General features: G+C 50.3%; 23 protein-coding genes. 18 read left to right on the top strand and 5 right to left on the bottom strand.

All coding sequences use genetic code 11. The annotated features are described in order from the left end of the window. Positions 1 to 2 precede the first annotated feature (2 nt). Together Q9L42_RS06450 and Q9L42_RS06455 are read left to right on the top strand one after the other, a co-directional pair. Positions 3 to 1,166: a murein hydrolase activator EnvC family protein gene (locus Q9L42_RS06450; RefSeq protein ID WP_349432351.1), complete on the top strand. Its 1,164-nt coding sequence runs from the start codon at positions 3 to 5 to the stop codon at positions 1,164 to 1,166. A gap of 273 nt (positions 1,167 to 1,439) precedes the next feature. Beyond that, positions 1,440 to 2,756, top strand: coding sequence for a S41 family peptidase (locus Q9L42_RS06455; protein ID WP_305909244.1), 1,317 nt, complete (start codon positions 1,440 to 1,442; stop codon positions 2,754 to 2,756). Between the two features lie 207 nt (positions 2,757 to 2,963). On the opposite strand, the gene Q9L42_RS06460 is transcribed toward Q9L42_RS06455, so the two are convergent. Together Q9L42_RS06460 and Q9L42_RS06465 are read right to left on the bottom strand one after the other, a co-directional pair. Further along, positions 2,964 to 3,416, bottom strand: a complete 453-nt coding sequence (locus Q9L42_RS06460; protein ID WP_305909243.1) for a DUF934 domain-containing protein — start codon at positions 3,414 to 3,416, stop codon at positions 2,964 to 2,966. Then, entirely contained in the window at positions 3,403 to 5,058 is a 1,656-nt protein-coding gene (locus Q9L42_RS06465; RefSeq protein ID WP_305909242.1) for a nitrite/sulfite reductase, read from the bottom strand. The genes Q9L42_RS06460 and Q9L42_RS06465 overlap by 14 nt, the downstream gene beginning before the upstream one ends. A 211-nt stretch (positions 5,059 to 5,269) precedes the next feature. On the opposite strand from Q9L42_RS06465, the gene nhaD reads away from it, so the two are divergent. Next, a complete protein-coding gene (nhaD, locus tag Q9L42_RS06470; RefSeq protein WP_305910276.1) occupies positions 5,270 to 6,577 on the top strand; it encodes a sodium:proton antiporter NhaD in 1,308 nt (435 codons plus the stop codon). 45 nt (positions 6,578 to 6,622) lie between these two features. Beyond that, positions 6,623 to 7,978 (top strand): AmpG family muropeptide MFS transporter, encoded by a 1,356-nt coding sequence (locus Q9L42_RS06475; protein WP_349432352.1) that lies wholly within the window; start codon positions 6,623 to 6,625, stop codon positions 7,976 to 7,978. Here the strand turns inward: Q9L42_RS06475 and Q9L42_RS06480 are convergent. Further along, the gene (locus tag Q9L42_RS06480) at positions 7,953 to 8,726 is read right to left on the bottom strand and encodes an exodeoxyribonuclease III (protein WP_349432353.1); all 774 of its coding nucleotides are present in this window, start codon (positions 8,724 to 8,726) and stop codon (positions 7,953 to 7,955) included. The genes Q9L42_RS06475 and Q9L42_RS06480 overlap by 26 nt on opposite strands. 94 nt (positions 8,727 to 8,820) lie before the next feature. Here Q9L42_RS06480 and rpmE point away from each other — a divergent pair, with 94 nt between their 5' ends. Next, a complete protein-coding gene (gene rpmE / locus Q9L42_RS06485) occupies positions 8,821 to 9,021 on the top strand; it encodes a 50S ribosomal protein L31 (protein WP_305909239.1) in 201 nt (66 codons plus the stop codon). Between the two features lie 52 nt (positions 9,022 to 9,073). Further along, positions 9,074 to 10,381 carry a citrate synthase gene (locus tag Q9L42_RS06490; RefSeq protein WP_305909238.1) on the top strand — a complete coding sequence of 436 codons (1,308 nt, stop codon included), beginning with the start codon at positions 9,074 to 9,076 and terminating at the stop codon, positions 10,379 to 10,381. 201 nt (positions 10,382 to 10,582) lie between these two features. Here the strand turns inward: Q9L42_RS06490 and Q9L42_RS06495 are convergent, their stop codons facing one another. Next, positions 10,583 to 12,943 carry a penicillin-binding protein 1A gene (locus Q9L42_RS06495; protein WP_349432355.1) on the bottom strand — a complete coding sequence of 787 codons (2,361 nt, stop codon included), beginning with the start codon at positions 12,941 to 12,943 and terminating at the stop codon, positions 10,583 to 10,585. A gap of 214 nt (positions 12,944 to 13,157) precedes the next feature. On the opposite strand from Q9L42_RS06495, the gene Q9L42_RS06500 reads away from it, so the two are divergent. From Q9L42_RS06500 to ald, 12 genes are all read left to right on the top strand, one after another. Then, the gene (locus Q9L42_RS06500; protein WP_305909236.1) at positions 13,158 to 14,219 is read left to right on the top strand and encodes a pilus assembly protein PilM; all 1,062 of its coding nucleotides are present in this window, start codon (positions 13,158 to 13,160) and stop codon (positions 14,217 to 14,219) included. Then, complete coding sequence (locus Q9L42_RS06505; protein ID WP_305909235.1) at positions 14,219 to 14,788, top strand: PilN domain-containing protein; 570 nt, start codon at positions 14,219 to 14,221, stop codon at positions 14,786 to 14,788. The genes Q9L42_RS06500 and Q9L42_RS06505 overlap by 1 nt, the downstream gene beginning before the upstream one ends. Next, a complete protein-coding gene (locus Q9L42_RS06510; RefSeq protein ID WP_305909234.1) occupies positions 14,785 to 15,396 on the top strand; it encodes a type 4a pilus biogenesis protein PilO in 612 nt (203 codons plus the stop codon). The genes Q9L42_RS06505 and Q9L42_RS06510 overlap by 4 nt, the downstream gene beginning before the upstream one ends. Beyond that, positions 15,393 to 15,950 (top strand): pilus assembly protein PilP, encoded by a 558-nt coding sequence (locus Q9L42_RS06515; protein ID WP_305909233.1) that lies wholly within the window; start codon positions 15,393 to 15,395, stop codon positions 15,948 to 15,950. Before Q9L42_RS06510 ends, Q9L42_RS06515 begins: the two co-directional genes overlap by 4 nt. A 15-nt stretch (positions 15,951 to 15,965) precedes the next feature. Next, the gene (gene pilQ / locus Q9L42_RS06520; RefSeq protein WP_349432358.1) at positions 15,966 to 18,185 is read left to right on the top strand and encodes a type IV pilus secretin PilQ; all 2,220 of its coding nucleotides are present in this window, start codon (positions 15,966 to 15,968) and stop codon (positions 18,183 to 18,185) included. Between the two features lie 70 nt (positions 18,186 to 18,255). Further along, on the top strand, positions 18,256 to 18,783 hold the full coding sequence (gene aroK / locus Q9L42_RS06525; protein ID WP_305909230.1) for a shikimate kinase AroK: 528 nt from the start codon (positions 18,256 to 18,258) through the stop codon (positions 18,781 to 18,783). A gap of 5 nt (positions 18,784 to 18,788) precedes the next feature. Then, positions 18,789 to 19,868 (top strand): 3-dehydroquinate synthase, encoded by a 1,080-nt coding sequence (gene aroB / locus Q9L42_RS06530; RefSeq protein ID WP_349432360.1) that lies wholly within the window; start codon positions 18,789 to 18,791, stop codon positions 19,866 to 19,868. Further along, on the top strand, positions 19,858 to 21,405 hold the full coding sequence (locus Q9L42_RS06535; RefSeq protein ID WP_349432362.1) for an AAA family ATPase: 1,548 nt from the start codon (positions 19,858 to 19,860) through the stop codon (positions 21,403 to 21,405). The genes aroB and Q9L42_RS06535 overlap by 11 nt, the downstream gene beginning before the upstream one ends. Before the next feature lie 118 nt (positions 21,406 to 21,523). Beyond that, positions 21,524 to 22,588, top strand: coding sequence for a uroporphyrinogen decarboxylase (gene hemE, locus Q9L42_RS06540; protein WP_349432364.1), 1,065 nt, complete (start codon positions 21,524 to 21,526; stop codon positions 22,586 to 22,588). Positions 22,589 to 22,698: 110 nt separating this feature from the next. Further along, positions 22,699 to 23,118 carry a secondary thiamine-phosphate synthase enzyme YjbQ gene (locus Q9L42_RS06545; protein WP_305909226.1) on the top strand — a complete coding sequence of 140 codons (420 nt, stop codon included), beginning with the start codon at positions 22,699 to 22,701 and terminating at the stop codon, positions 23,116 to 23,118. A 15-nt stretch (positions 23,119 to 23,133) separates the two neighbouring features. After that, the gene (locus Q9L42_RS06550; protein WP_305909225.1) at positions 23,134 to 23,592 is read left to right on the top strand and encodes a DUF411 domain-containing protein; all 459 of its coding nucleotides are present in this window, start codon (positions 23,134 to 23,136) and stop codon (positions 23,590 to 23,592) included. A gap of 65 nt (positions 23,593 to 23,657) precedes the next feature. Then, positions 23,658 to 24,758: an alanine dehydrogenase gene (gene ald, locus Q9L42_RS06555; protein WP_349432366.1), complete on the top strand. Its 1,101-nt coding sequence runs from the start codon at positions 23,658 to 23,660 to the stop codon at positions 24,756 to 24,758. A 576-nt stretch (positions 24,759 to 25,334) separates the two neighbouring features. Here ald and Q9L42_RS06560 read toward each other — a convergent pair. Next, positions 25,335 to 25,778, bottom strand: coding sequence for a hypothetical protein (locus Q9L42_RS06560; RefSeq protein ID WP_305909224.1), 444 nt, complete (start codon positions 25,776 to 25,778; stop codon positions 25,335 to 25,337). Between the last annotated feature and the right edge of the window lie 275 nt (positions 25,779 to 26,053).

A 26,053-nucleotide genomic window follows, 5' to 3' on the forward strand; every position in this document is an offset into this window, starting at 1 on the left:
AAATGACAAAAAGTGGCGGTCTGATTTTTTTTGCCGGATTGCTGATGACCTGCTCTGTCTGCTGGGGAGAGCAGGCTTCGGCAAGCAAAGAAAGACAGTTAAATCAGCTCCAGCGACAGATCAAGCAGGTCGATGCCGATATCGGCGGTCTTAAGCGTGAAAAAGAGCGCTTGCTCAGGCAATTGCAAGCGCTGGAGGTTCAGTATGGCGAAGTTGCTCGCACCGTGAAAATCTTACAAGATAACATCGGTCGTCAGCGTAAGGCCTTGCAGGACATCGGCCGGAAAATGGCGCTCACGCAAAAGGCGATCGATGGTCAGAAAGGCGAGTTGGAAAGCCAGATTCGGTCGGCCCATGCGATGGGGGGGCGGGAGCGCTTGAAGGTTATCTTGAATCAACAGGATCCGGCCTTATCCAGTCGCATCATGGTTTATTATGATTATCTGAATAAGGCTAGGCTGCGCAAGCTTGAGGCGGTGGAAAAAAATTATCGTGCTTTAAAGCAGTTGGAGCAGCAAAAACGGCAGGAAACGGAGGCGTTGAACACCGCCTTGCGCCAGCGTCAGCGTGAACAAAGCGAGCTGCAGAAGGTCAGATCGGAACGTGAAACATTGTTGGTGCAGATGGAGCGGCAGTATTCGACCAAGAAATCGCAGCTGGAACGACTGAAAAGCAATGAAAAGGAATTGCAGCAGTTGATTGCCGCATTGCAACGCCGCAGCAGCGATACCATTTTTCAAGGGACGCCGGATAAGCCTTTTGCCCAATTAAAAGGTCGGTTGCCGTGGCCGTTAAAAGGTAGAATGGTCAAGAAGTTCGGCAGTCGGCGTTCCGAAAGCCGCTGGGATGGCGTCTTGATCAATGCCAAAGAAGGCGCCGATATTCATGCGGTGACTCGCGGGCGAGTCGTTTATGCCGACTGGTTGCGAGGTTATGGCTTGTTGACTATTATTGACCATGGCAAAGGCTATATGACCTTATATGCTTTCAATCAGAGTTTGTACAAGGCTGAAGGCGATTGGGTCGAAGCGGGTGAGGTGATTGCGTCGGTCGGTAGTAGCGGTGGGCGGTCGCATCCCGCGTTGTATTTTGGCATCAGAAGAAAAGGCAAACCCGTCGACCCGCTCAGATGGTGTAGAAAAATACATAAGGATAGAGTTGGATAAGAAGTTTGGTAACTATTCAGTATAAAAATGCTTTTACTATCAGTTACTTGCTCCAGAAGACGCCGTAAATATGTCCCTATAGGCTTGGATGCGACATCCCTGTCGCATACACTTCTTCCGCAAGCAATTGATAGTAAAAGAAATATTTTCTCAGTATCAAGCTGAATAGTTACGAAGTTTGAAGTTTGTTTATTGGCAAGGCTCGTTATGTTAATTGACCTGAAATAGTAGGTTTATCTGTTTCGGAAATCAGGTAGTTGGAGTTTTATACACATGTTAAGAAAGAAAAATTTATTAATCCTGACTCTCGGCTTTTTGCTCGGTGTTTTTCTCAGCACTTGTGGCAGTGTCATGGCGGAGAGAGAGGACGCTGCATTGCCGAAGGATGTGCAGAGCCTGCCTTTCGAGGAGTTGCGTACATTTACCGAGGTGTTTGGACGCATTAAGCAGGATTATGTCGAGTCGGTGACCGACAAGAAATTACTGGAAGGCGCGATTCGAGGGATGCTGGCCGAGCTGGATCCTCACTCGGCTTATCTTACCGGTGAGCAGTACCAGGAGTTGAAAGAAGGGACGACCGGCCAATTTGGCGGCTTAGGCATCGAAGTGACGATGGAAAACGGCTTCATCAAGGTTGTTGCGCCGATTGATGACACGCCAGCGCAACGGGCCGGCATGCAGGCTGGGGATTTGATCGTAAAGCTGGATGATCAGCCTGTTAAGGGCATGACCCTGGTCGATGCGGTCAAGATCATGCGCGGCGAGCCCGGCAGCGATATCGTGTTGACCGTGATCAGGGAAGGAGAGACTTCGCCGCTGGTCGTTACGATCACTCGCGCCATCATCAAGGTGAAAAGCGTCAAAAGCAAGCTCCTGGAACAAGACTATGGATACTTGCGCATCAGCAGTTTTCAGTCTCGAACCGGGCAGAATTTGCTGGATGCGGTGGCCGAGTTGAAAAAGGAGAACGGCGGTGAGTTGAAAGGGGTGGTGCTCGACTTGAGAAACAATCCCGGCGGCGTGTTGAATGCGGCCGTAGAAGTCAGTGACAGCTTTCTTGAAGAAGGTTTGATCGTCTTCACCGAGGGCCGGATTAAAAATTCGGAAATGCGCTTTAATGCCTCGCCCGATGATATCATTGCCGGCGCGCCGATCGTGGTGTTGATTAACGCCGGTTCGGCCTCGGCCTCGGAAATCGTCGCGGGCGCTTTGCAGGATCATAAACGAGCGATCATCATGGGCGAAAAGTCCTTTGGCAAGGGCTCCGTGCAAACCATCTTGCCGACCAGCAATGGCACGGCGGTGAAATTAACCACGGCGCGTTATTACACGCCTTCGGGACGTTCGATTCAGGCCGAAGGCATCGAGCCGGATGTTAAGCTAGCTAGGGTTAAGCTGGAATCGATGGAAAAAGCGAAGTTTGAACCGATCAAGGAAGCCGATTTGTCGCACCATCTGGCCAACGGCAATGGCAAAGATGATGCTGATAAAAGCAAGGGGGATGGCGAGGGTGAAAAGAGCGAAGAGATTCGTGATTACCCCTTGCATGAGGCTTTGACCTTATTAAAAGGTCTCAGCATCCTTAACTAGCCTCAGTTCGGGAGTATCAGGTAGTTCTGGAGGAGCTACCTGATACAGGTGGGCTTTTTAACCCGAATTCAGGTTAAACGCAGTAAAAATACTCAAACTGGAAATTGCTGGCGCCTGCCGCACCCGTCATATATAACATGACTGAGTACAAGCGAATGGGAATGTGTGGGTGGGGCCGGGGCTTGATCACTCCCGGCCGATGCTGATTTAGTTGCTTGAGGCTTGGTAGTGCACCGAGAAATCATTCAGCGTGGATAGTGCGGTATTCAGTGCTTCGGCGTTGTCCAGTTGGAAGGCGTTGACGCCGACTCTGCTCAGATAAAAAGCCTGGTCGGCCATGAAGCCGCCGATTGCCCGAATTTCACCCTGGTAGTGATAGCGCCCTCTCAACAGTCGTGCTTGGGAAAATGCGCGGCCGTCGGTAAAGACCGGAAACTCCAGCTCGATTAGGTTGATTTTGTCCAGGTCTTCGGCAAGATCCGCGACCTCATCGCTAGTAGCCAAGCGTATGCCGATTTTTCCCTCGCGCTTTAAAATCCGCTCCTTGTCCTTTTTCCAGCGGGTCAATGTGACGCTGATGTCGCCATTGCTCAGCGCATCATCGTCGGCGACAAAAGTCCAGGTGTTATCAGTAATCTGTTTGTCTTTAATGATTTGCATAGACTTGTTCTTTAAATGGGGTGAGACCGATGCGCTTGACGGTTTGTAAGAAGTTTTCCTCGTCATCGGCGCGTTGCTTGAGGTAAACGTCAAGAATTGACGTGATCGCCGGGGTAATTTGGTCTTTAGCGACGGCGGGGCCTAGGCGTTCACCGATGGCGGCCTCATTTTCCGATGAGCCGCCCAGTGTGATTTGATACCATTCCACGCCTTTTTTATCGACGCCGAGTATGCCGATATGGCCGACGCTTTGGTGGGCGCAGCCGTTCATGCAGCCGGACATGTTGATTTTGATTTCGCCGATATCGTGCAGGTAATCGAGGTCGTCTAAGGCTGCGTTGATTTCCTTGGCGACGCCGATAGAGCCGGCGTTAGCCAATGCGCAGAAATCCAAGCCTGGACAGCAAATCATGTCGGTCGCGGTGCCGATATTCGGCGTCGCCAGGGTCAGCGCGTCCAATTGTTGCCATAGCTCAAACAGGTCGGCTTGTCTGACGTCGGCCAAGACCAGGTTTTGTCGGTGCGTGGTCCGGATTTGTCCGAAACTGTATTGGTCTGCTAAGTCGGCCACGGCATCGAGTTGGTTGGCGGTAATGTCGCCCGGAGGTGAATCCGGCGCTTTCAGGGAAATGAAGACGTTACGGTATCCCGCTATCTTGTGGCCGACCGTGTTATGTTCGACCCAGCGAGCAAATGCCGGATCTTGTTGTCGATAGGTCTCGAAACTTAGGTCCTCGGCTGCGTTCTCTTCGTAAGCGGGGGCTTGAAATTGCGCCTGCATCGCGCGAATGCGGTCTTCGTTTAATTCCAGATCAGCCCGTATTTGCCGCCATTCTTGTTCGACCTGCTCGGCGAATTTGTCGAGCCCGGTTTCCCGCACCAGGATCTTGATTCTGGCTTTGTATTTGTTGTCGCGTCGACCGTGCAGGTTGTAAACGCGGACGATTGCTTCCAGGTAGGATAATAAGTGTTTCTTTTCCAGGAACGGTTTGATTTCCTGACCGATCACCGGTGTTCGGCCGAGTCCGCCGCCAACCAAAATTCTGAACCCGGTCTCGCCTTCGGCATTTTTGACGATATGTACGCCAATATCGTGGAATTGCGTGGCGGCGCGGTCTTGTTGCGAGGCGCTGACGGCGATCTTGAATTTGCGCGGTAAATAGGCGAATTCGGGGTGCAAAATGGTCCATTGACGAATGATCTCGCAGTACGGGCGAGGGTCTTCCAGTTCGTCGGGGCAGGCGCCGGCCAGATGGTCGGTGGTGGTGTTGCGCATGCAGTTACCGCTGGTCTGGATGGCATGCATTTGCACGGTCGCCAGTTCGGCCAGGATGTCCGGGACCTTCTTTAATTCCGGCCAATTGTATTGAACGTTTTGACGGGTCGAGAAGTGGCAGTAACCCTTGTCATAGTCGCGGGCGATGCTGGCCAGTTTGCGCACCTGTTTGGAAGACAAGAGGCCGTAGGGAATCGCGACTCGCAACATCGGAGCGTGTGTCTGGATATAAAGGCCGTTCATCAAGCGTAAGGCGCGGAATTCATCTTCGCCGATTTCGCCTTTTAAATACCGTTCGGTTTGCCCCCTGAACTGGGCGACGCGTTCTTCAATGAGTGTTTGATCGTTGTCGTTATACTGATACATGGGCGTTGTGCGCTATGGGTAGCGAGTTAGATTTTTGCCGCCCATGATATACCGGACGCGATTAAATGACAAAGTTAATTAGATGGGATACCATACGCGGTTGTTTTGATTTGCTGTAGATAATAATTTTTAACTTTATTAAGGGTAGGGGGTTGCTTTGTCGCGCTTATTATTGATCTTTATGGGTCTTTTTGTGGTGCCGGAAATGGCTATGGCCGCGGAATTCGCCAATCTGGGGCTGACCGGCACGGAAAGGGGCATTTACACCGTGCTGATTTTCATCATCGCCTATGGCTTTGTCATGGCGGAAGAATTTACCGGTCTGCGCAAATCCAAACCGGTCATCCTGGTGGCCGGGATTATTTGGGCCCATGCCGCCGTGTTGGCCAGCAATGCGGGGGTTTCGGTCGAAGCGGTGCATGAGGCCTTCGAATTCAATTTGAAAGAGTATGCCGAATTGATGCTGTTCCTGCTGGTGGCGATGACTTATATCAACGCCATGGCTGAACGCGATGTGTTTGAGGCGCTGCGTTCCTGGCTGGTCAGGAAACAATTTGGTTATCGGAAGTTGTTTTGGATTACCGGGGTGATCACCTTCTTCCTGTCCGCCGTTGCCGATAACCTGACCTCGGCATTGTTGGTCGGCGCGGTCGTGATGGCGGTGGGCAAGAACAATGAAAAATTCGTCACCATCGGTTTTGTCAATCTGGTGGTCGCGGCCAATGCCGGCGGCGCCTTCAGTCCGTTCGGCGATATCACGACGCTGATGGTCTGGCAAGCCGGCTATGCGGAGTTTTTCGACTTCTTTAAATTGTTCGTGCCTTCCGCCGTTAACTATCTGGTGCCGGCGGTCTTCATGTACATGGCGGTCCCCGACGAGCGTCCTGAAGCCACTCATGAGGAAGCGGTGCAAATGAAACCAGGCGCGATTCAAGTCTGCGCTTTGTTTTTATTGACTATCGTGACCGCGGTCAGCTTCAAGCAGTTCCTGCATCTGCCGCCTTTCATGGGCATGATGACGGGCTTGTCATTCCTGTTGATTTACGGTTTTAGATTGAAGCTGTTGTATCATTCCGATGAGAACGACCCCTTCGATATTTTCAATAAGGTGCGTGATGCGGAATGGGATACGCTGTTCTTCTTTTTCGGCGTGGTGTTCGCCGTCGGCGGCCTGGGTTATATCGGCTATCTGGAATTGTTGTCCGGCGCGATGTACGACGGTCTGGGTCAAACCGGCGCCAATATCCTGGTCGGCATATTGTCGGCAATCGTTGATAATATTCCGGTGATGTTCGCGGTGCTGAGCATGAACCTGGACATGGACCTCTATCAATGGTTGTTGGTGACGTTGACCGCCGGCGTCGGTGGTTCGATGTTGTCGATTGGTTCGGCGGCCGGCGTCGCCTTGATGGGGCAGTCGAAACATAAATACACCTTCTTCAGTCATTTGAAGTGGACTCCGGCGATTGCGGGTGGTTATGCCGCCAGTATCTTTGTTCACTACCTGGTTAACGGGTAGTTCGGTTATTTCGCTATTGATTGCGAAGCCTATAGGAGAAGCCTGATGGCCAAGCGAAATCGCGGTTGGCGTCAGGCTTTCTCCGTCTATGTCCAGCCACGCGTGCTGGGTATGATCTTCCTCGGCTTTTCCGCCGGTCTTCCTTTTTTATTGGTTTTTTCCACCCTGTCGGCCTGGTTGCGCGATGAAGGCATCGCTCTTTCCGTCATCGGTTATTTCAGCTGGGTCGGGGTCACCTATTCCACCAAGGTGTTCTGGGCGCCGGTGATCGACCGCATGGCGCTGCCTGGATTGACTCGTTTGCTGGGTAAAAGGCGTGGCTGGATGCTGATTGCGCAGCTGGGGATCGCATTGGGTTTGGTCGGCATGGGCAGCTCCGATGTGCATCAGCAACTGCAGCAAATCGCCTTGCTGGCGGTTGCCGTGGCGTTTTGTTCCTCCATTCAGGATATCGTCGTCGATGCTTACCGGATTGAGGCGGCCGTGCCCGAATATCAGGGCGCGATGGCGGCGGCTTATGTGTTCGGTTATCGCGTGGCGCTGTTGGTGGCTGGCGCGGGTGCGTTCTATATTGCCGACTTCAGTGATTGGCGGACGGCTTATTATGCGATGGCCTCAGCGATGTCGGTCGGGATCGTCGCAACCTTGCTGGTCGCCGAGCCCGAGCATCGAAGTGATCAGCAAGCCGAGGCGATAGAAGGAAGTGTCGAGTCTGCGCTGGGTGTCGATAGGAAGATTGGCGGGCCGATGAAGCTGATCGCCTGGTTTTCGGATGCCGTCGTCAGTCCGTTTGTCGAATTTTTTGTCCGTAATGGCAAAACAGGCTTGTTGATATTGTGTTTGATCGCGACTTACCGGTTGAGCGACATTACCATGGGGGTGATGGCGAATCCGTTTTATCTGGATTTGGGATTCAGCAAAAAAGAAATTGCCGAAATCAGCAAGCTGTTCGGTTTTGTCATGACCATTTTGGGCGCCTCATTAGGCGGAGTGCTGGTCGTGCGTTTTGGCATCATGCGACCTTTGTTGTTGGGGGCGGTGATGGTGGCGTCGACCAATCTGTTGTTTGCGTTGCTGGCCGTGAGTGAGCCTAGTTTGATGCTGCTGGCCGGCGTGATCAGCGCCGATAACTTGAGTGGCGGGATCGCCTCGGCGGTTTTTATCGCCTATTTGTCGAGCATGACCAACAGTACTTATACCGCGACTCAATACGCCTTGTTCAGCTCTCTGATGACCTTGCCGGCAAAATTGCTGGGCGGCCTGTCCGGGCGGGTGGTGGAGCAATACGGCTATGAATCGTTCTTCATCTATGCCGCCGTGGTCGGTTTGCCTGCGATCATTCTGGCCGCCACCCTGTTGGCGTTACAGCGGGTTGCTAGAACGGATAGTCATAATCGATGATCAACGGGGCGTGATCGGAAAAGCGTTCATTCTTATAGATCGACGTCGAGCGGATTTTGTCCCTCAGCGTCTTGTTGATCACCTGGTAATCGATGCGCCAACCGACATTCTTGCTCCAAGCCTGACCGCGGTTGGACCACCACGTATATTGTTCTGCTTCCTGGTTGATCAGGCGGAAAGCGTCGAACCAGAGTTTGTCGTCGAATAAGCGATCCAGCCAAGCCCGCTCTTCCGGCAGGAAACCTGAATTTTTTCGGTTGCCTCGCCAGTTCTTCAGGTCGATCTCCTTGTGAGCGATATTCCAATCGCCGCAAATGATGTAGTCGCGGCCATTTCGACCGATTTCCTGTAAATAAGGCAGCAAATAATCCAGTACGTTGAATTTAATCGCCTGTCTTTCTTCGCCGGAAGAGCCGGAAGGCAGGTATAGGGAGATAACGCTTAAATTGTCGAATTGTGCTTCGATGTAACGGCCCTCGGCATCCAGCTTTTTCCAGCCGATGCCCTCGTTGATCGCGCAGGGCTTTTTTTTGCAGTAGATGGCGACGCCGCTATAGCCTTTTTTCTCGGCGTCATGGTAAAAGCAATGATAGTCTGTCGGCCAGAAGGCGTCGGCTTTGAGTTGTTCGACCTGGGCCTTGGTTTCCTGGATGCAAACGACGTCGGCGTTTTGCTGTCGCAGCCATTGAAAAAAGCCTTTTCTTTCGGCCGCGCGGATGCCGTTGGCATTTAACGTAATGATGCGCATATGAAAAACACGGTTGCGGATTGTTTGAGGAAGACGTATTATACGCAGTTCTCTATTAAGTATGTAGCCCGTAACGGGGGAATGTGAAAACGATATGAAACCAGAAATTCATCCTGAATATAAACAAATTACTGTAACCTGTGGCTGTGGTAACACATTCGTAACGGGTTCCGTTTTAGCCAAAGATCTGCATGTGGAAGTTTGTTCGGCCTGTCATCCTTTCTATACAGGCAAGCAAAGAGTGGTGGATACCGCCGGTCGTGTAGACAAGTTCCGCAAGAAATTCGGAAAATAAGCTTGTTCATGCGGCAATTTTGCAATGTACAGTAGACCAAGAGAGTTCTGATATGGCACAAGAAAAGGCATCTATCGCTCTTGAATCGTCAGGCGAAAAAGCGGAGTTTTCCTTGGTCAAAGGAACTCAGGGCGCGCCGGCGATCGATATTGGGACCCTGCATAAACAGCTTGGGGTCTTTACCTATGATCCTGGTTTTATGTCAACCGCAAGTTGTAAAAGTGCAATTACCTATATCGACGGCGAAAAAGGCATTCTACTGTATCGCGGCTATCCGATCGAGCAGCTGGCGAAACACAGCTCTTTTCTAGAAGTGGCTTATCTATTGATGAATGGTGAGTTGCCGACGGAAGATCAGCTGTATTCATTCACCGACGAGATCAATCATCACGCCATGCTGCATGAGGCATTGAGAAGCTTTTTTGACGGCTTTCATTATGATGCGCATCCGATGGCGATGATGGTGGGCGTGATGGGGTCGTTATCGGCCTTTTATCATAGTGAGCTGAACATGGAAGACCCCGAGCATCGGCGCATATCGGCGATGCGTATGTTGGCGAAAGTGCCCACGATCGCGGCGGCTTGTTACAGGCATTCGGCGGGGTGGCCTTTTGTTTATCCACGCGTCGACCTCGGTTATTGCGAAAATTTTATGAACATGATGTTTTCGCTGCCATCGCAAAAGTTCATCGGTGTCGATCAGTATATCGATCCGGTCGCCATCAAGGCGCTGAATATTCTGTTTATTCTTCATGCCGATCATGAGCAGAACGCCAGCACCTCGACGGTGCGTCTGGCCAGCAGCACCGGCGCCAACCCTTATGCCTGCGTGGCGGCGGGGATTTCCGCATTATGGGGCCCCGCCCACGGCGGCGCCAATGAGGCGGTGCTGAGCATGTTGTCTGAAATCGGCAGCGTTGATAGGATTCCGGAATTTATTGCTCGAGCCAAGGATAAAAACGATCCTTTCCGCTTGATGGGCTTCGGTCACAGGGTTTATAAAAATTTCGATCCGCGCGCGACCATTATTCGTGAAACTTGCTATGAGGTGCTGGAAAAATACTCCAATAACGATCCGTTGTTTGAGTTGGCGCTAGCGCTGGAAGAACACGCCTTAAAGGATGACTATTTCATCGAAAAGAAACTCTATCCGAATGTCGATTTTTATTCCGGCATTATCTATAAGGCTTTGAAAATCCCGGAAGATATGTTTACCGTGATGTTCGTCATCGCGCGTACGGCCGGCTGGGTCTCCCATTGGTTGGAGATGATGGCCGAATCGAATCATCGTATCGGCCGGCCTAGGCAAATCTATACCGGCTACGATCAGCGGGAGTATGTCGCGAAAGAAAATCGCTGACACGCCTAGAGAGGGGCCGGTCTCGGCTTCTTTATCGCTAAATTTCGCCATTCCGCGGCGCTTATGACCCAGGCTTTAGAATGCAACGACGCCGCGAATCTGATAGGCGGCGCCTGACTGCCGGTCGACTCGACCGAAGCTTCCTTTGACTTTGCCCTACGCCAAGACCGCAGCCCGGTTTATATTCGGCGAGAGAGTGGGTTAAAACAATCCTGTACCCAGTGACGGGTCGCCTTGTTCATTGCTGATCGGTGCTGGTGAGTATTGAGTCGGCATGTTTTTATGTCTGAAATATTCCCAGATTCCTGTTTCACTGTCCGGCCGGGCGAGTAAGCCGGTTTGCGGATTGATAAAGGCGCGGCCGATGCCGTCTGGTTTTTCCAGGGCATGTTCCGGCTGATCTTTCAAGGCCGTTTTCATGAATTCGATCCACATCGGGAGGGCGGCTCTGCTGCCGGTTTCTCCGCGGCCTAAAGGTTTGGAGTCGTCAAAACCCAGCCATGCGGTCGCCGCTATTTCCGAAGTAAAGCCGTTAAACCAGGCGTCTCGCTGTTCATTGGTGGTGCCTGTTTTTCCGGCTAAGTCGGAGCGCTGCAACGCCCTTTTCGCTCGCGTTGCCGTACCGCGTTGTACAACGTCTCTCAATAGGCTGTTCATCAAAAAATTGACTTCGCGGCTAATGATGCGCGGCGCATAGCCGGGATGAGTGCTGTGCGTCTCCTCGCAGTCCGGACAGGCGATGGCCGGCTCATGTTCAAATTCTATTTCGCCGTTTTTATTTTCAATGCGGCTGATGAAATACGGCTCAATCAGAAAGCCGCCATTAGCGAATGTGGCGTACATTCTTGCCATTTGCAGCGGCGTGGCGTAACCGCTGCCTAGCGCCAGGGAGAGGCTGTTGGGCAATTGTTCCTGTTTGAAACCGAAGCGTAAGGCGGTCTGGCTAACTTCCGCTATGCCCAGTTCGCGTAGCAGTCTGATCGAAATCAGATTGCGTGATTTGCGCAATGCCGTTCTTAACGGCGTCGGGCCGAAGAATTTGCGGCTATAGTTTTCCGGTCTCCAGTTGCTCTCTTGATTGGGGCCTTCAACAACAACGGGGGCATCATTAATGATGCTGGCCGGGGTAAAGCCATGTTCAAGCGCAGTCGTATAGATGATGGGTTTAAATCCAGATCCTGGTTGACGCTTAGATTGAATGGCGCGGTTGTATTTGTTATGGAAAAAATCAAATCCTCCGGAAAGCGCCAGTATGGCGCCAGTTTGGGGATTCAAGGCGACGAAGCCCGCTTCTGTTTCGGGAACTTGCGCCAGGGCCCAGCTTTGGTCCTCTAATTGTCTGACTCGGATGAGATCGTTGACGGCGAGGATATCAGACGGCGATTTTAATTTCGCCCCTAGAGAGTATCTGCTTTTGAATGCTCGCGCCCATTCGATGTTTCGCCAAGGGAGGGTTATTTCGGCACGGTCGGCCAGTATCGCCGTAGCCGATTTGTCGGTGAGCGCTGTAATCACGGCGATCTGGGTGTCGCCGACGACATCGGCTGCAAATGGCTTTGCCGGATCCTGTTTTTTATGCGGCAGGCTCCTATAGCCGTGGCGCTGATCGTATGCATGCAAGGCGTATTTCAGGGCATGGTCGGCCGTCGATTGAAGCTCGCTGGTAATGGTGGTGTAAACATTCAGCCCACGTGTGTAAGCCTCTTCGCCGTATTGCTCGTAGAGTTTCTGGCGCACCATTTCCGCGATATAGGGGGCGGAGAACTCTGAGTCATTGCTATTCAGTGCCGCGGTCACCGGAGCATTCAATGCGCTGTCGAATTGTTGCTGATCGATGTAAGAAAGTTCTCGCATGCGCCGAAGCACATAGTTGCGCCTTAATAACGCTCTTTCCGGATCGGTCACCGGATTATAATTCGACGGCGCCTTGGGTAGGCCCGCCAACATCGCCATTTGCGCCAAATCAAGCTCCGACAAGGGTTTGCCGTAGTAGGTCAGGGCGGCGGCGGCGATGCCATAGGAGCGATGGCCCAGGTAAATCTTGTTTAGATACAGTTGCAGAATTTTATCTTTGCTGTATTCCTGTTCGATTTTTAGCGCCAGGATGATTTCCTTGATTTTGCGTACATAGGTCTTTTCGCGGCTCAGTAAAAAGTTGCGAGCCACTTGCATGGTGATGGTGCTGCCGCCCTGTTTCTTTTTACCAGTCAGGATTAATTGTATTACGGCGCGCAAAAGGCCTTGATAGTCGACGCCGGGGTGCTCATAAAAACGGTCGTCTTCGGCGGCAAGGAAGGCATTGATTTGCTGGCGAGGGATATCCTCGGCATTAATCGGAATGCGTTTTTTTTCGCCAAAGCGAGCGATCAGTTGATGGTCGGCGGTGAAGATGCTCAGCGGTATCTGATACTGAACATGATGCAATTGTTTGACATCAGGCAGTTGTTCTTCCAGTTGCCGATAAACTAAATAACTGAAAAGAACAACGCTAGCAGACAAAAAAACGGCGACCAGCGTCAGCCATTTAAAGGTTGTTTTGAGATAGGTTCGGTGTGTAGGCACTGTACTCCGAAAAAATTGAGCTCAAGAAGCGGGTCAAAATACCTTCTTTTTATGACTAGGACAACAGAAATTTTAAATAAACCGGGTGTTCGCCTGTGAAAAAATAAAAACGCTACTATACTTTTGTGGAAAGCGGATTTGCCGCTTATTGTCGGAAACAATAAGCGGTCGAAGCGCATAAATTTAAGCCACAACGTCTTAAAAGGGTTTATTCATGAGCTGGTTTAGAAAGAATCAGTCTGTTGTTCTGGGCATAGATATTAGTACGGCAGCGATTAAATTATTAGAATTAAGTAAGACAGGGGCCCGCTATCGAGTGGAAAGCTATGCTGTTGCGCCTTTGCCACAAGATGCTGTCGTCGACAAAAACATCACCGATGTCGAGGTGATCGGTAATGCCGTAAAAGCCGCAGTGAGACAGTCTGGAACCCGTGTCAAGCAAGCCTGCGTTGCCGTAGCGGGCTCTTCCGTGATGACCAAGATTATTTCGATGTCGGCTTCATTGTCCGATGAAGATATGGAAGAGCAAATCATGGTCGAAGCGGATCAGTACATACCTTATTCATTGGACGAAGTGAATTTAGACTTCGAAGTGCAAGGGCCGTCGGAAAACAATCCGGAAATGGTCGATGTTTTATTGGCCGCTTCGCGACGGGAAAACATCGATGACAGGATCGAGGCTTTGAGCATCGCCGGTTTAAAAACCTCGATAGTCGATGTCGAGGCGTTTGCGATGGAGAACGCTTTCGCTTTATTGTCCGACCAGTTGCCGGACTCCGTTGAAAATCAGACCGTGGCTATTGCCGATATCGGCGCAACGATGGCGACATTGAATGTATTACATAACGGTAAGACCGTATATACGCGGGAGCAGGGCTTTGGCGGCAAACAATTGACCGAAGAAATTCAGCGCCGCTATGGGCTGTCTTATGAAGAGGCGGGGTTGGCAAAAAAGCATGGCGGCTTGCCCGATAACTATGCCACCGATGTGTTAGAGCCTTTCAAGAAAGCCATGGTGCAGCAGATCGCCAGATCCTTGCAGTTTTTCGTGTCGTCCAGCGCCAATCGTGGCGTCGACAGCCTTATACTGGCGGGCGGTTGTTCGTCGATTCCCGGTCTGGAAAAAATGGTGGAGCACGATCTTGGTATTCCTTCTTTCGTGGCCAATCCATTCATCAATATGGCCCTCTCCAATAAGGTGAAGCCGCAAAGTTTAAGTAACGATACACCGGCCATGATGATCGCTTGTGGTCTGGCGTTAAGGAGTTTCGATTAATGGCTAGAATTAATTTACTGCCCTGGCGCGAAGAACTGCGCAAACAGAAGCAGCAGGATTTCTTGACCGGGATAGGCATAGCCGTAGTCATTACTTGTCTGATTCTTGCGGGAGTCTATATGTACATCGAAGGCTTAAAGGAATATCAACAGCATAGAAATCAGATGTTAAAGAATGAGATCTCGATAGTTAACCGCAAAATCAAAGAGATTAAAGACATCGAAGAAAAGAAGAATCAGCTGTTAACCAAAATTGATGTGATTCAAAAATTACAGGAAAGCCGGCCGGAAATTGTGCATTTGTTCGATGAGCTGGCTAAGGTGACGCCGGATGGCGTTCATTTGAAAAAGTTTGTTCAATCGGGTTCCTCGTTAACGTTGACCGGCATGGCGCAATCGAACGCTAGGGTTTCGGCCTATATGCGCGCCATCGAGGCTTCGCCTTGGCTGATGAATCCGAAGTTAAGCGTCATCAAAAGACAAGGGCAAAAAGGTTCGCCGAATGATTTCACGATGATGGCGCAACAGGGCCAGGAAAAAGATAAGAAGAAGGAGGAGGGCAAAAAATGAACTTATCCGAAGTCAATTGGGACTTTAATGCCGCCGGCACCTGGCCCTTTCCGATCAAAGTCGCTGCGGTATTGATCGTTTGCATACTGGTGGCTGGGGCTAATTATTACTACATCACGATGGATCAGCTTGTAGAGCTGGAATCTTTGGAGGCCGATGAGCAGTCGCTGAAAAGCTCGTTCGAGACTAAGCAGAAAAAAGCGGTGAATTTACAGGATTACCGCGAGCAACTGCAGCAAATCGAAGCCTCGCTAGGGGATATGATCAGACAAATGCCGACTAAGGCCGAAGTGGCCAACTTATTGGTCGATATCTCTCAAACCGGCTTGGCCAGCGGGCTGGAGTTCAAATTGTTCAAGCCCAGTGGTGAGGTCAGAAAAGAATTCTACTCGGAACTGCCGATCAGCATTGAAGTAATAGGTCAGTACGAAGAGCTGGGCTTGTTCGTCAGCGGTTTGGCGTCTTTGCCTCGAATTGTAACCGTGCACAATGTCAATATGCAGCCTTCCGGCGACAACATGATCATGAAAGCCACGGTTAAAACCTATAATGAAGGTGAACAAAAACAGGCGCCCAATAAAAAGAAACGGAGACGGAGAAGAAAATGAAACCCAGGTCTAACTTGATGAAGTCGGGCAAGTGCGTATTTTCCCTAAGCGTTTTCTTGATGATCAATCTAACCGGTTGCAGTGACGAGGATTTCAGTGATCTGAGTCGCTATATCGCCGACGTCAAGGCTCGGCCTAAGGGCGCTATAGAGCCGCTACCGGAAATAAAAGTCGTGGAGCCGTTCATCTTTAAGCCCGATGGTTTGCGCGATCCATTTAAGCCGGTGGAAGTCGCGGCGGTGGCCGAGAGTCTGGATGTCGCCGAGGGCAGCGGTATTAGGCCCGATGTCAACAGGCGGAAAGAGGAGCTGGAGTCCTATTCGTTGGATACATTGAGAATGGTGGGGACAGTGACGATGGATAAAGGCTTGTGGGGCTTGATCAAGGCCCGCGATGGAACGATTCATCGAGTGCGGGTCGGGCATCATATGGGCAAAAACTACGGAAAAATCGTCCGTATTCAGGAAGACAAAATCGAACTGATGGAAATTGTTCCGGATAGCAAGCCGGGATTATGGCGGGAACAGCAGGCCTCATTAGCATTAGCGGAGTAATATTAAGGGTTGAATATGAATACTAAGCAAAAAAAATATTTTTGGAATTTACCGGACCAGTTGAAACTTAGCTGGTTGGCGGCAGCTTTGGTTTTGTTGTTACAAGCCCATTCCATCTCCGCTAGTGAAAAAGCAATCGAATCATTACAGTTTTCCTCGTTGGCTGGAAATAGAGTTCAGTTGCAGTTGCAAATGAATACAGCGGTGAGTGAGCCGAAGATATTTCAAACCGACAACCCGGCTAGAATCGCCCTGGACTTTGTCGGTGTCGTGAGCCATTTGGCGAAAAAAAGTTTTCCCATCAATCAGGGAGCGGCAAAGACCGTTTATGTCGTCGAGGCCGGCGGTCGGACTCGGGTGGTCGTGAATCTGCTTGAAGCGGTCGACTATGAAACCAAGATTGTCGACAACAAGTTGTTACTCGTGCTAAATGCGGCCAAATCCGTCGCTGCGAGTAACAACGTCGTCAAGAAGCAGCTGAAGCAAAGCAGCGTCAGTAAATTGATTCCGCAACAGCTCATTAAGGGCGTCGATTTCAGAAGGGGGCCCCAAGGCGAAGGGCGCTTAATGCTGTCATTGTCCAATCCCAATACCGTTGTCGATGTGAAAGAAAGGGGCGGGAAAGTCATATTGAACTTTTTGAATACCAAGATTCCCGATGCCCTGGCCAAGAGTTATGATGTAACCGATTTTGCTACCCCGGTACAGAGAGTCGATGCCAGCCCTCGCGGCAATGGCGTAAATGTCACCGTATCGACTATCGATGCGAATTATGACTACTCGTCTTTTCAGTCAGAAGGCTTGCTGACGGTAGAATTCACCCCTCTTAGCGTCGAAGAAAAAGCGGCTAAGTTAAAGGAAAAGTTCCCTTATAGCGGCGATAAATTATCACTGAATTTTCAGGATATTGAAGTCAGGTCGGTGTTGCAGATTTTGGCGGATTTCACCGAGCTCAATATCATCGCCTCGGATTCGGTAGGCGGTTCGGTGACCTTGAGATTGAATGATGTGCCCTGGGATCAGGCCTTGGCATTGGTGCTGAAATCCAAAGGCTTGGCGAAAAGAGAAAGCGGCAATGTCATTTTCGTCGCGCCGGCGACTGAAATCACCAAGATGGAAGAAGAAGAGTTAGCCGCCAAAAAAGTGGTGCAGAAGCTGGAGCCTTTGGTTACCGAATATATTCAGATCAATTACGCCAAGGCCGAGGATTTTCGCAATATGCTGTTATCCAGGGGGCAAACCGGTCAGGGCGGCAGAAGCGGTATGGGCTCAGTTGCTCAATCTGCACCGTTGTCGTCCGGCGGGGTAAGAGGTATTGATCAAGATGAATTAAGATTGGTGTCCAGAAGGGGCACGGTCATCGTCGATCCTAGAACCAACACGCTGATAGTCAGGGACACCGCCAAGCAATTGGAGGAGATACGCAAGCTGATTAATCTGTTGGATATTCCGGTCAGACAGGTGCTGATTGAGTCGAGAATTGTGATCGCCGATAAAAACTTTGCCCAGGAGCTGGGCGTGAAATTTGGTGTGGCCAAAATGGCCAGCATCGGCAGCGGTAAGACATTTGCGATTGGCGGGTCCGGCACCGCTTCAAACAGTAATGCCCAGGCCGACGATGAAGGCAATATCGGCACGATAAATGACACTCTTGTCGATCTTGGCGCTCAGGCGATTGCCAGTCACCCTGCGGGAGCCTTAGGCATGACGTTGGCTAGGGCGGCCGATTATGTTCTTAACCTAGAGCTTTCGGCATTGGAGAACGAGAATCGGGGCGAAATCCTTTCCAATCCTCGAATCATGACGACCGATAGAGTTAAAGCGGTCATCAAACAAGGGATTCAGAAGCAAATCACGACGCCCGGGTCGGCGAATAATCCTCCGACCCAAGCCTTTGTCGATGTTGTCCTGGAGTTGGAAGTGACGCCTCAGATCACGCCTAATGGTGAAGTCATTATGGATCTGTTGATTAAGAAAGACAATGAAATACCTAATTCCGTGGATTTCGCCAACCGGGAAATTACCACCACCGTACAGGTCAAGGATGGAGAGACGATAGTTGTCGGCGGTGTGTATGAAGAAGACTCCGGGAAAAACGTGTTCAGGGTGCCTTTTTTCTCCGATTTGCCGGGGGTAGGGTTCTTGTTTAGGAAGAACATCGAAAGTGACGTTAAAAGAGAGTTGTTAATGTTTATAACGCCTAAAATCATCAAAAGCACTTTATCGGTAGATTAACAATTTACACTTTCACTAAAAAAAGGGGCATAATGCCCCTTTTTTTATGTAGATTTTTAAGACGCCGTACATGAAGCAAGCAAAAAATATCTATCTGGTCGGGCTGATGGGGGCGGGTAAGACCACCATCGGCAGGCAATTGGCAAAGGCGTTAGGCCTGCACTTTTATGATAGCGACAAGGCGATTGAAGATAGTACCGGCGTCAATATTCCTACGATTTTCGAGTATGAGGGAGAGGAAGGCTTTAGGCTCCGTGAAATGGCGGTGATCGAACAGTTGACCAGGCTGGAAGGAATCGTCTTGGCGACCGGTGGAGGGGCGATTATTAGGGAGCAGAATCGAATCGCTTTGCAACAATACGGCTTTGTAGTGTACTTGCAGTGTTCGGTCGATAAAATTCTCCATAGAACTCGGCGCGACAATCAAAGGCCGCTATTGAACACCGACAATCCAAGGGCGCGCTTAGAAACGCTGTATGCGGAGAGAGAGCCTCTGTATTTGAGCTGCGCCGATTATAAAATAGATACTGGCATAATGCCGAGTAAGCTGGTCGTTAAAAATATTTTGAAAGAGTTTAAGGCGCAAAACAGAAGCTGAACAAGATGAAAGAATTACGTGTAGATTTAAAGGATAGAAGTTACCCTATATATATAGGCGCCAGTTTGCTGCAACAACAGGATCTGCTGGCCCGCCATGTCCATTCCAAACAAGTCGTCATCGTCAGCAATGAAACGATAGCCCCTTTATATTTATCGGCGTTGCAACGCGCCTTGATCGGCTATCAGCAGGAAACGGTCATTATTCCCGATGGCGAGCAATACAAGACCCTGGAATATGTTGGCAAGATTTTTGATCATCTGCTGGAAAAAAAATTTAGTCGAAATGCCACGCTGATCGCATTAGGAGGTGGGGTGATCGGCGATATGGGCGGGTTTGCCGCCGCCTGTTATCAGCGCGGCATCGCTTTTATTCAGGTTCCAACCACCTTGCTGGCGCAAGTGGATTCGTCGGTCGGCGGTAAAACCGGCGTGAACCATCCGCTCGGCAAAAACATGATAGGCGCTTTCTATCAGCCGCAATGCGTGATTGCCGACACCGGCGTGCTGAAGACCTTGCCCGACAGGCAGTTATCGGCGGGCATCGCTGAGGTTATCAAATATGGCTTGATCAGAGACCTGCCTTTTTTCGAATGGTTGGAACGGAACATGTCGTTATTACTGAATAGAGACGATGACGCCTTGGCTTACGCCATTGAGCGTTCTTGTCAAAACAAGGCGGAAGTCGTTGCCGAAGACGAGTACGAGTCGGGGGTTAGGGCTACGCTGAATCTAGGCCACACATTTGGGCACGCGATCGAAACCGGCGTAGGATATGGGCAATATCTGCACGGCGAAGCGGTCGCGATCGGCACCTGTTTCGCCGCGGATTTGTCGCATCGCTTGGGGTGGTTGGGCGAGGCCGATGTCGCCAGAATCAGCGCGATATTTAAGGCGGCCGCGTTGCCGGTCATTCCTCCTAAGGCAATGACGGTGGACCGCTATATCGACTTGATGTCCGTCGATAAGAAGAATGTCGATGGCAAAATCCGAGTCATATTGTTGGAGGCTTTGGGTAAAGCTTCGCTGCCTGTTAATGTAGATCCGACTTTATTAGAACAAACCCTAGAAAACTATGCCGGGTAGCGATTCCCTTACTCATCAGCAGAAGGCGGCGAGCGCGTCACAAAGCAAGTCGTCGACACTCTCGTTGATAACACTTGAACGCGCGCAGAAGCTGGATTTGCTGATACACTTGATCAGCAATCTCAATCAGTCCCTGGTTGTATGTGGCCCCCAGGGGATTGGTAAAACTAAGCTGTTGGAAACGCTGGCCGAGCATAATAACGAGCGTTGGCCGATTTGTCTGCTGAATGCGACATCCTCCCTGAGTTTTGAACGTATCGTTGAGCAATTTAACGTGCAGTTGGCGAAGTTGGATGCACAATTTTCCGGAACCGACTTGTCGGCGAATTTGAGTCGCTACCAGAAGAGCAATCGTAAAGTCGTTTTAATCATCGATGATGCCGGTAGGTTAGTACCGGGTTTGGTTTCGTCCTTGATTCAATACGCCAATGCCCATGGCTGTTTACGTCTAGTGCTGGCGTTGACCCATGATGAATTGCATGTCAAGAGCAGTTCCGACAGCCTCATAAATGATTGTCATTTCATCGAGATTCCACCGTTAAGTAAGAAGCAGTGTATGACATTCTTGCAGAATTTATCGGCGCAACCCGGGGCGGCTATTTCGTTTAATGCCGTGACCGAAGTCTTGGTGGATAATCTTTATGGCGAGACTCATGGCATTCCAGGAAGAATTGTGGCCGAACTGCCGCGCTTATCCAATTATGAATCGAAGGGGGGCGCCAAGTGGGGCGGCGCTGCGGCGCTGTTGTTTGTGTTGCTGATTGTAGCCTCGACGTATTACGTCAATAAAGACGATTCGTCACGGCCGCCGAAAATATCGTCGTCGCGGATTAAGCAAGAGAATCTGACCATGGTCAAGATGCAATCTGCCGAACAGACCAAAATAACTGATTCAGAGCAGGTGCGATCAGCTAGGCGGCAGCGCCCGAGCGACTCGGACAGTCAGGATACGGTCGTGACTTCGAACGCGGAGGCGTCGCGTCAGTTGTTCAAGGAAGAGGAAATAGATCCCGCTACCGTCAAGATACAACCACCGATCGTCGAGCAACAAGCCGGTGATGGCGAGTCATCGTTAGGGCCGGCTGATGACGGCAGCGGCATCACGCAGCAAACGGAAGCCGACGAAAAACCAAACGAAGAGCTAACCGGCGCCACGGAAGTCAATGCTGTTTCAGCCGTTGAAGAAAAAAACGCGGTTGCTGCGGATGAGGTGAAGGCCAGCCCCAACGATAAGCGACGGGATGACGATGACACTGGCTGGGTGAAACGGCAGGATCAGGAACATTACACGATGCAGTTGATGGTGTTGTCGAAGAAGCAGTCGGTGCAGGAATTACTGCGGAAATATCCGCAATACAGTGGCTCGATTAAATATTTCAAAGTGGATAAACGGGGGCTGACTCAATATGTGCTGATCTACGGGGCTTTTGTAAGCTCGTCCGAAGCCGTTAAAACCCGAAAAAACTTGCCGTCCCCTTTTCGTAAAGCCTGGGTTAGAAAATTCAAGGACTTGCAGCGGCAGCTAGCCGAATCGTGAGCGTCCTTTTTGACAATAGCCTAGAGATCAAGCAAGCTGCATTGTTTGGCTCGCTCTCGCCAGGGCGGGTGTTACGCTCTGGCGCGGATATTTTAAAAGCAACTCCTTATTTTTGATAATGACATCATTAAAAAACGATATTTTTATAAAAACCTTATTGAAACAGCCTGTAGACAGGACGCCGGTCTGGATGATGAGACAAGCGGGACGTTATTTGCCGGAATATCGTGCGGTGCGAGCAAAGGCAGGCAGCTTTATGAATCTGTGTACTAACCCGGAACTGGCCTGTGAGGTCACGTTACAGCCGTTGGAGCGTTTCGACTTTGATGCGGCGATCTTGTTTTCCGATATTTTGACGATTCCCGATGCCATGGGGTTGGGGCTTTATTTTAGTGAAGGGGAAGGACCGAAGTTTAAGCATCCGATACGCTGCAAGGCCGATGTGGATAAACTGGCTGTTCCAGACCCGATGCTTGAATTACGTTATGTCGTCGATGCGGTCAGTCTCATCAAAAAAAACCTGCAGGGACGGGTGCCGTTAATCGGCTTTTCCGGCAGTCCTTGGACATTGGCCACCTATATGGTCGAGGGAGGCTCGAGCAAGAGTTTTCAAAAAGTCAAAAGCATGATGTATGAACAACCGCAACTGATGCATCAAATGCTGGATAAGCTGGCGCAAGCGGTTGCCGCCTATCTCAATGCGCAAATCGAAGCCGGCGCTGAAGCGGTGATGGTGTTCGATACCTGGGGGGGAATGCTGAGTTCGGAAGATTATATCGAATTTTCGTTAAAATACGCCCGAAAAGTCAGGCAATTGTTAAAAACGCAAGTGGATGGCCGGCAGATACCGACTTTGTTGTTCACCAAAGGCGGCGGTTTATGGCTGGAAGCGATGGCGGACTCGGGATACGAGGCGCTGGGCCTGGATTGGCAGACGGATATTGGTCAAGCCAGGACGCGGGTCGGAGACAAGGTCGCGCTGCAGGGTAACATGGATCCTATCGCCTTATATGCGGAACCCGAGGTGATTCGAGAAAAGGTGCGAACGATCCTGGAAAAATATGGTCAAGGATCTGGGCATGTGTTTAATCTGGGCCATGGCATCTTGCCGGATGTGAACCCAGACCATGTCAAGGCCATGGTGGATGCGGTACACGAAATCAGCCCACAGTTTCATCGCTGAGCGGGTGGCGGATTCTAGTACATAGCCAATATTATTCTGTCGGCAATTCCAAGTTTGGCGTTCAAAAACTCTGATTAAACTACGCTGAATAATGACCCTTGTGTTTTGTTATGTGGATACAAAAAGAAATTAAATTACCGGCGGTGAGCCGTGGTTTCCATCTGATTAGTCGTCATATCGTCGACGAAATACCGGAGCTCAAGAAAATGCAGGTGGGCCTGGCGCATTTATTCATTCAGCATACTTCGGCTTCGTTGGCGATTAATGAAAACGCCGATCCCGATGTTCGACATGATATGGAGGCCTATTTTTCCAGGGCGGTCGCGGAAAACGAGCCTTATTACCGGCATACGCTGGAAGGCGACGATGATATGCCGGCGCATATCAAATCTGTGTTGCTCGGAACCGGGTTGACCATTCCAATACGCGCAGGACGCCTGGCCTTGGGCGCCTGGCAGGGCATCTATTTATGCGAGCATCGCAATCGGGCTGGAGGGCGAACGCTAATCGTCACATTGAACGGCCAATAATAATGAGGAAGATCTATGAATATTTTTAAAATCACTTTGTTTTCGCTATTGCTGTTCATCAGTTTTGTCGCTAACTCGGAGTCACAAAACATGGCGGGAGGAGTGCCGGAAATCGTCGTTTATCGCAGCCCAACTTGCGGTTGTTGCGGCAAATGGGTCCAGCATCTAAGGGATCAGCGGTTCAAAATTAAAGATGTCGTCAGCGACGACATGCAGGCGATCAAGGACAAATATGGCGTGCCGCGCGAGATGGCGTCTTGCCATACCGCCGTCATTGATGGTTATGTCATAGAAGGGCATGTGCCGGCCAGAGACATTAAGCGTTTGTTAGAGATGAAGCCAGATGTTGTAGGCATATCGGTTCCCGGTATGCCCGTGGGCACACCCGGCATGGAAATGGGCGGAAGAAAGGATCCTTATCAGGTGATATCCTTCGATAAAGAAGGACGTTATCGAGTCTTCGATGATTATTAGACTCGATGATTGAGGTCTAAAATCCAACGGTATTGAATTGGCAATCAAATAAGCGGATAAAATCTATGCGTATCGGAGTCCTGAAAGAAATCAAAGATAAGGAATGCCGGGTGGCGATGACGCCGGATGGCGTCGCCAGGCTGGTGGGATTAGGGCATCGGCTGCTGGTGGAATTTGGCGCAGGGGATGGCTCGGGTTTCTCGGATCATCAATATCGGCAGGCGGGAGCGGAAATGGTTGCCGCTGCAGACGCTTGGTCGGTCGATTTGGTGGTCAAAGTCAAAGAGCCGCTGCCATCGGAATACCGTTTTCTTGATCAACAGATGGTCTTTACGTTTTTTCATTTAAGCGGCGTGGATATCGCATTGACCGAAGAGTTGTTGGAAAAACAAACGACCGCGATCGCCTATGAAACGCTGGAAGACTCGCGGGGCGGATTACCGATCCTGGCGCCGATGAGCGCGGTGGCCGGCAATATGGCGGTGCTGATGGGAAGCTATTATTTAGCTTCCTTTAATCGGGGGCGCGGTATGCAGTTAGCCACCGTCTTAGGTAAGAGCTCCGGCAAGGTCTTGGTGATAGGCGATGGGGTGGTGGGTCGGCATGCCGCTAAGGTTGCGGCGGCGATGGGGGCGACCGTTTATGTCGCTGGGCTCGACGAACAGAAATTTCAGGCCATAAAATCAGATATTATCGGCGATGTACGTTTTTTATTGTCCAGTTCGGAGAGCATTCAGGCGCATGCGCCGGAAGTCGATTTGGTGGTGGGAGCGGTATTGAGCAGAGGGGCGAGGGCGCCGAAGGTCTTGACCGAGGCGATGGTGAAAACGATGCCTCCCGGCTCGGTAGCGGTCGACGTCAGTATTGACCAGGGGGGGTGCTTTGAAACCTCAAGGCCGACGACGCATTCAGATCCGGTGTTTGTCGTCCATGATGTCATCCATTATTGCGTAACCAATATGCCGGGGGCGTATCCACGCACATCGACGATAGCATTGGCTGACGCGACGATCGCTTATGTCGAGAAAATTGCTGAAAATGGCATCGAACGGTTGCTGGAAGATCAAGGGTTCGCAAGAGCCATTAATACCTATCGAGGCAAAATTACCTGCGAAAAAGTCGCTCAGGATTTGGGTTTAATGGAGCGCTACAGGGCTTTGAAATAAAAAAGCGAGTGCGCGGGCATAAAAAAGGGGGCTTTGCGCCCCCTTTTTTGTCTGATATTAAAACGCGACCTAATCCCATAAGTTTCCGCCAGCGTAACTATTCAGTATCTTTCGGGTTTTAGGCAGTAGGTCATTGATTTCTCGGGACGCGTGAATACATCCATGTAAGCTCTGACTGCAACGTCCTGTTGCAGACAGCCCGATAAATCAATGACCTACTCCCTCTTAGTAAAACTACGCTGAATAAATTACCCGCCAGCTTTAAAGAATAATTATTAACTGCATTAAGGGTGCTTGCTAAGATAGGTGAAAAACGAGCGTTCGGTAACTCGCTCTGCAAGACGCTGTTCACCCAGCACCTAAATAAACGGAGATGATTTATCGCTAGCCATTAGCCTATGGAATTTAGGTGCTGGGTGAATATATCCCTATAAGCTTGGGTTCGGCATCTGACCGCCAGGGATGGTGGAAATGCAGATTTTGCAAGGAGCAAAAATTTGTCATGCCTCACACACTTGCAGATCAAGCCACCGAACACTCGCCAAGTAGCTGAGAATTATAAGTAATCAAGAAGTTCTATAGGTCGTCCAGGCCGCTGATGCCGTCGATAGACCAGTTGTCGGAGTTGGCGGCGCCTGAAGGGTCGTTGCCGTTGTCGTATTTAATGCGGCAGACATAGCGGCGGGTAAAGGCGGCCGCATTTTCAGGCATTATGTCAATATCGGCGTTAATGACATATTGAAAATTACCTAAGTTCCAGGCATTCACCGGCTGACTGGTAAACGAGACGACTATGTCCGAATCCAGGTCGTTAGCAATGTAAAAATTACATTGGTCAAAGGCATAGCCGGTCATGTCGGTTGCGGCCGTGTTGTAATAATTAGCGTCATCTCCGCTATCTTCCAGGAATAGGTCGGAAGCAATGACGTCATAGACGATGGGTAATATGACTTTTGCTTGAAGTACGATCAACCCAGTCAGGGAGACGACAAAAAGGACAATTTTATATTTGGTTTTCATTGTTTAATAATATAATGATATTTGGTATTTGTAATAGTTATAATATGAATATCTAAATGGATTATTGCTTTATCAGAGTATCAAGTTGGATGGATTGTGCGTTAATAGTTGGTATAAAACCCATCTCTGCAAGGCGGGTCATGGCGCAATTCTATCAAAAACTAGGCATGAATAGAAAGGAAATCAATTGTTTATAGTCTATTAGAAGAAGGGCGGAAAAAAATAGAGGCATTTGTCTTGACATGGGCCGCCGAACTGGTAGACTCTCAAACACC

The sequence above is a fragment of the Methylomarinum sp. Ch1-1 genome, from assembly GCF_030717995.2.
Classification (GTDB): Bacteria; Pseudomonadota; Gammaproteobacteria; order Methylococcales; family Methylomonadaceae; genus Methylomarinum; species Methylomarinum roseum.

Coding starts and splice junctions, on each gene's coding strand:
- Q9L42_RS06450 (WP_349432351.1), top strand. CDS start 3: ATGACAAAAAGTGGCGGTCTGATTTTTTTTGCCGGATTGCTGATGACC.
- Q9L42_RS06455 (WP_305909244.1), top strand. CDS start 1,440: ATGTTAAGAAAGAAAAATTTATTAATCCTGACTCTCGGCTTTTTGCTC.
- Q9L42_RS06460 (WP_305909243.1), bottom strand. CDS start 3,416: ATGCAAATCATTAAAGACAAACAGATTACTGATAACACCTGGACTTTT.
- Q9L42_RS06465 (WP_305909242.1), bottom strand. CDS start 5,058: ATGTATCAGTATAACGACAACGATCAAACACTCATTGAAGAACGCGTC.
- nhaD (WP_305910276.1), top strand. CDS start 5,270: ATGGCCGCGGAATTCGCCAATCTGGGGCTGACCGGCACGGAAAGGGGC.
- Q9L42_RS06475 (WP_349432352.1), top strand. CDS start 6,623: ATGGCCAAGCGAAATCGCGGTTGGCGTCAGGCTTTCTCCGTCTATGTC.
- Q9L42_RS06480 (WP_349432353.1), bottom strand. CDS start 8,726: ATGCGCATCATTACGTTAAATGCCAACGGCATCCGCGCGGCCGAAAGA.
- rpmE (WP_305909239.1), top strand. CDS start 8,821: ATGAAACCAGAAATTCATCCTGAATATAAACAAATTACTGTAACCTGT.
- Q9L42_RS06490 (WP_305909238.1), top strand. CDS start 9,074: ATGGCACAAGAAAAGGCATCTATCGCTCTTGAATCGTCAGGCGAAAAA.
- Q9L42_RS06500 (WP_305909236.1), top strand. CDS start 13,158: ATGAGCTGGTTTAGAAAGAATCAGTCTGTTGTTCTGGGCATAGATATT.
- Q9L42_RS06505 (WP_305909235.1), top strand. CDS start 14,219: ATGGCTAGAATTAATTTACTGCCCTGGCGCGAAGAACTGCGCAAACAG.
- Q9L42_RS06510 (WP_305909234.1), top strand. CDS start 14,785: ATGAACTTATCCGAAGTCAATTGGGACTTTAATGCCGCCGGCACCTGG.
- Q9L42_RS06515 (WP_305909233.1), top strand. CDS start 15,393: ATGAAACCCAGGTCTAACTTGATGAAGTCGGGCAAGTGCGTATTTTCC.
- pilQ (WP_349432358.1), top strand. CDS start 15,966: ATGAATACTAAGCAAAAAAAATATTTTTGGAATTTACCGGACCAGTTG.
- aroK (WP_305909230.1), top strand. CDS start 18,256: ATGAAGCAAGCAAAAAATATCTATCTGGTCGGGCTGATGGGGGCGGGT.
- aroB (WP_349432360.1), top strand. CDS start 18,789: ATGAAAGAATTACGTGTAGATTTAAAGGATAGAAGTTACCCTATATAT.
- Q9L42_RS06535 (WP_349432362.1), top strand. CDS start 19,858: ATGCCGGGTAGCGATTCCCTTACTCATCAGCAGAAGGCGGCGAGCGCG.
- hemE (WP_349432364.1), top strand. CDS start 21,524: ATGACATCATTAAAAAACGATATTTTTATAAAAACCTTATTGAAACAG.
- Q9L42_RS06545 (WP_305909226.1), top strand. CDS start 22,699: ATGTGGATACAAAAAGAAATTAAATTACCGGCGGTGAGCCGTGGTTTC.
- Q9L42_RS06550 (WP_305909225.1), top strand. CDS start 23,134: ATGAATATTTTTAAAATCACTTTGTTTTCGCTATTGCTGTTCATCAGT.
- ald (WP_349432366.1), top strand. CDS start 23,658: ATGCGTATCGGAGTCCTGAAAGAAATCAAAGATAAGGAATGCCGGGTG.
- Q9L42_RS06560 (WP_305909224.1), bottom strand. CDS start 25,778: ATGAAAACCAAATATAAAATTGTCCTTTTTGTCGTCTCCCTGACTGGG.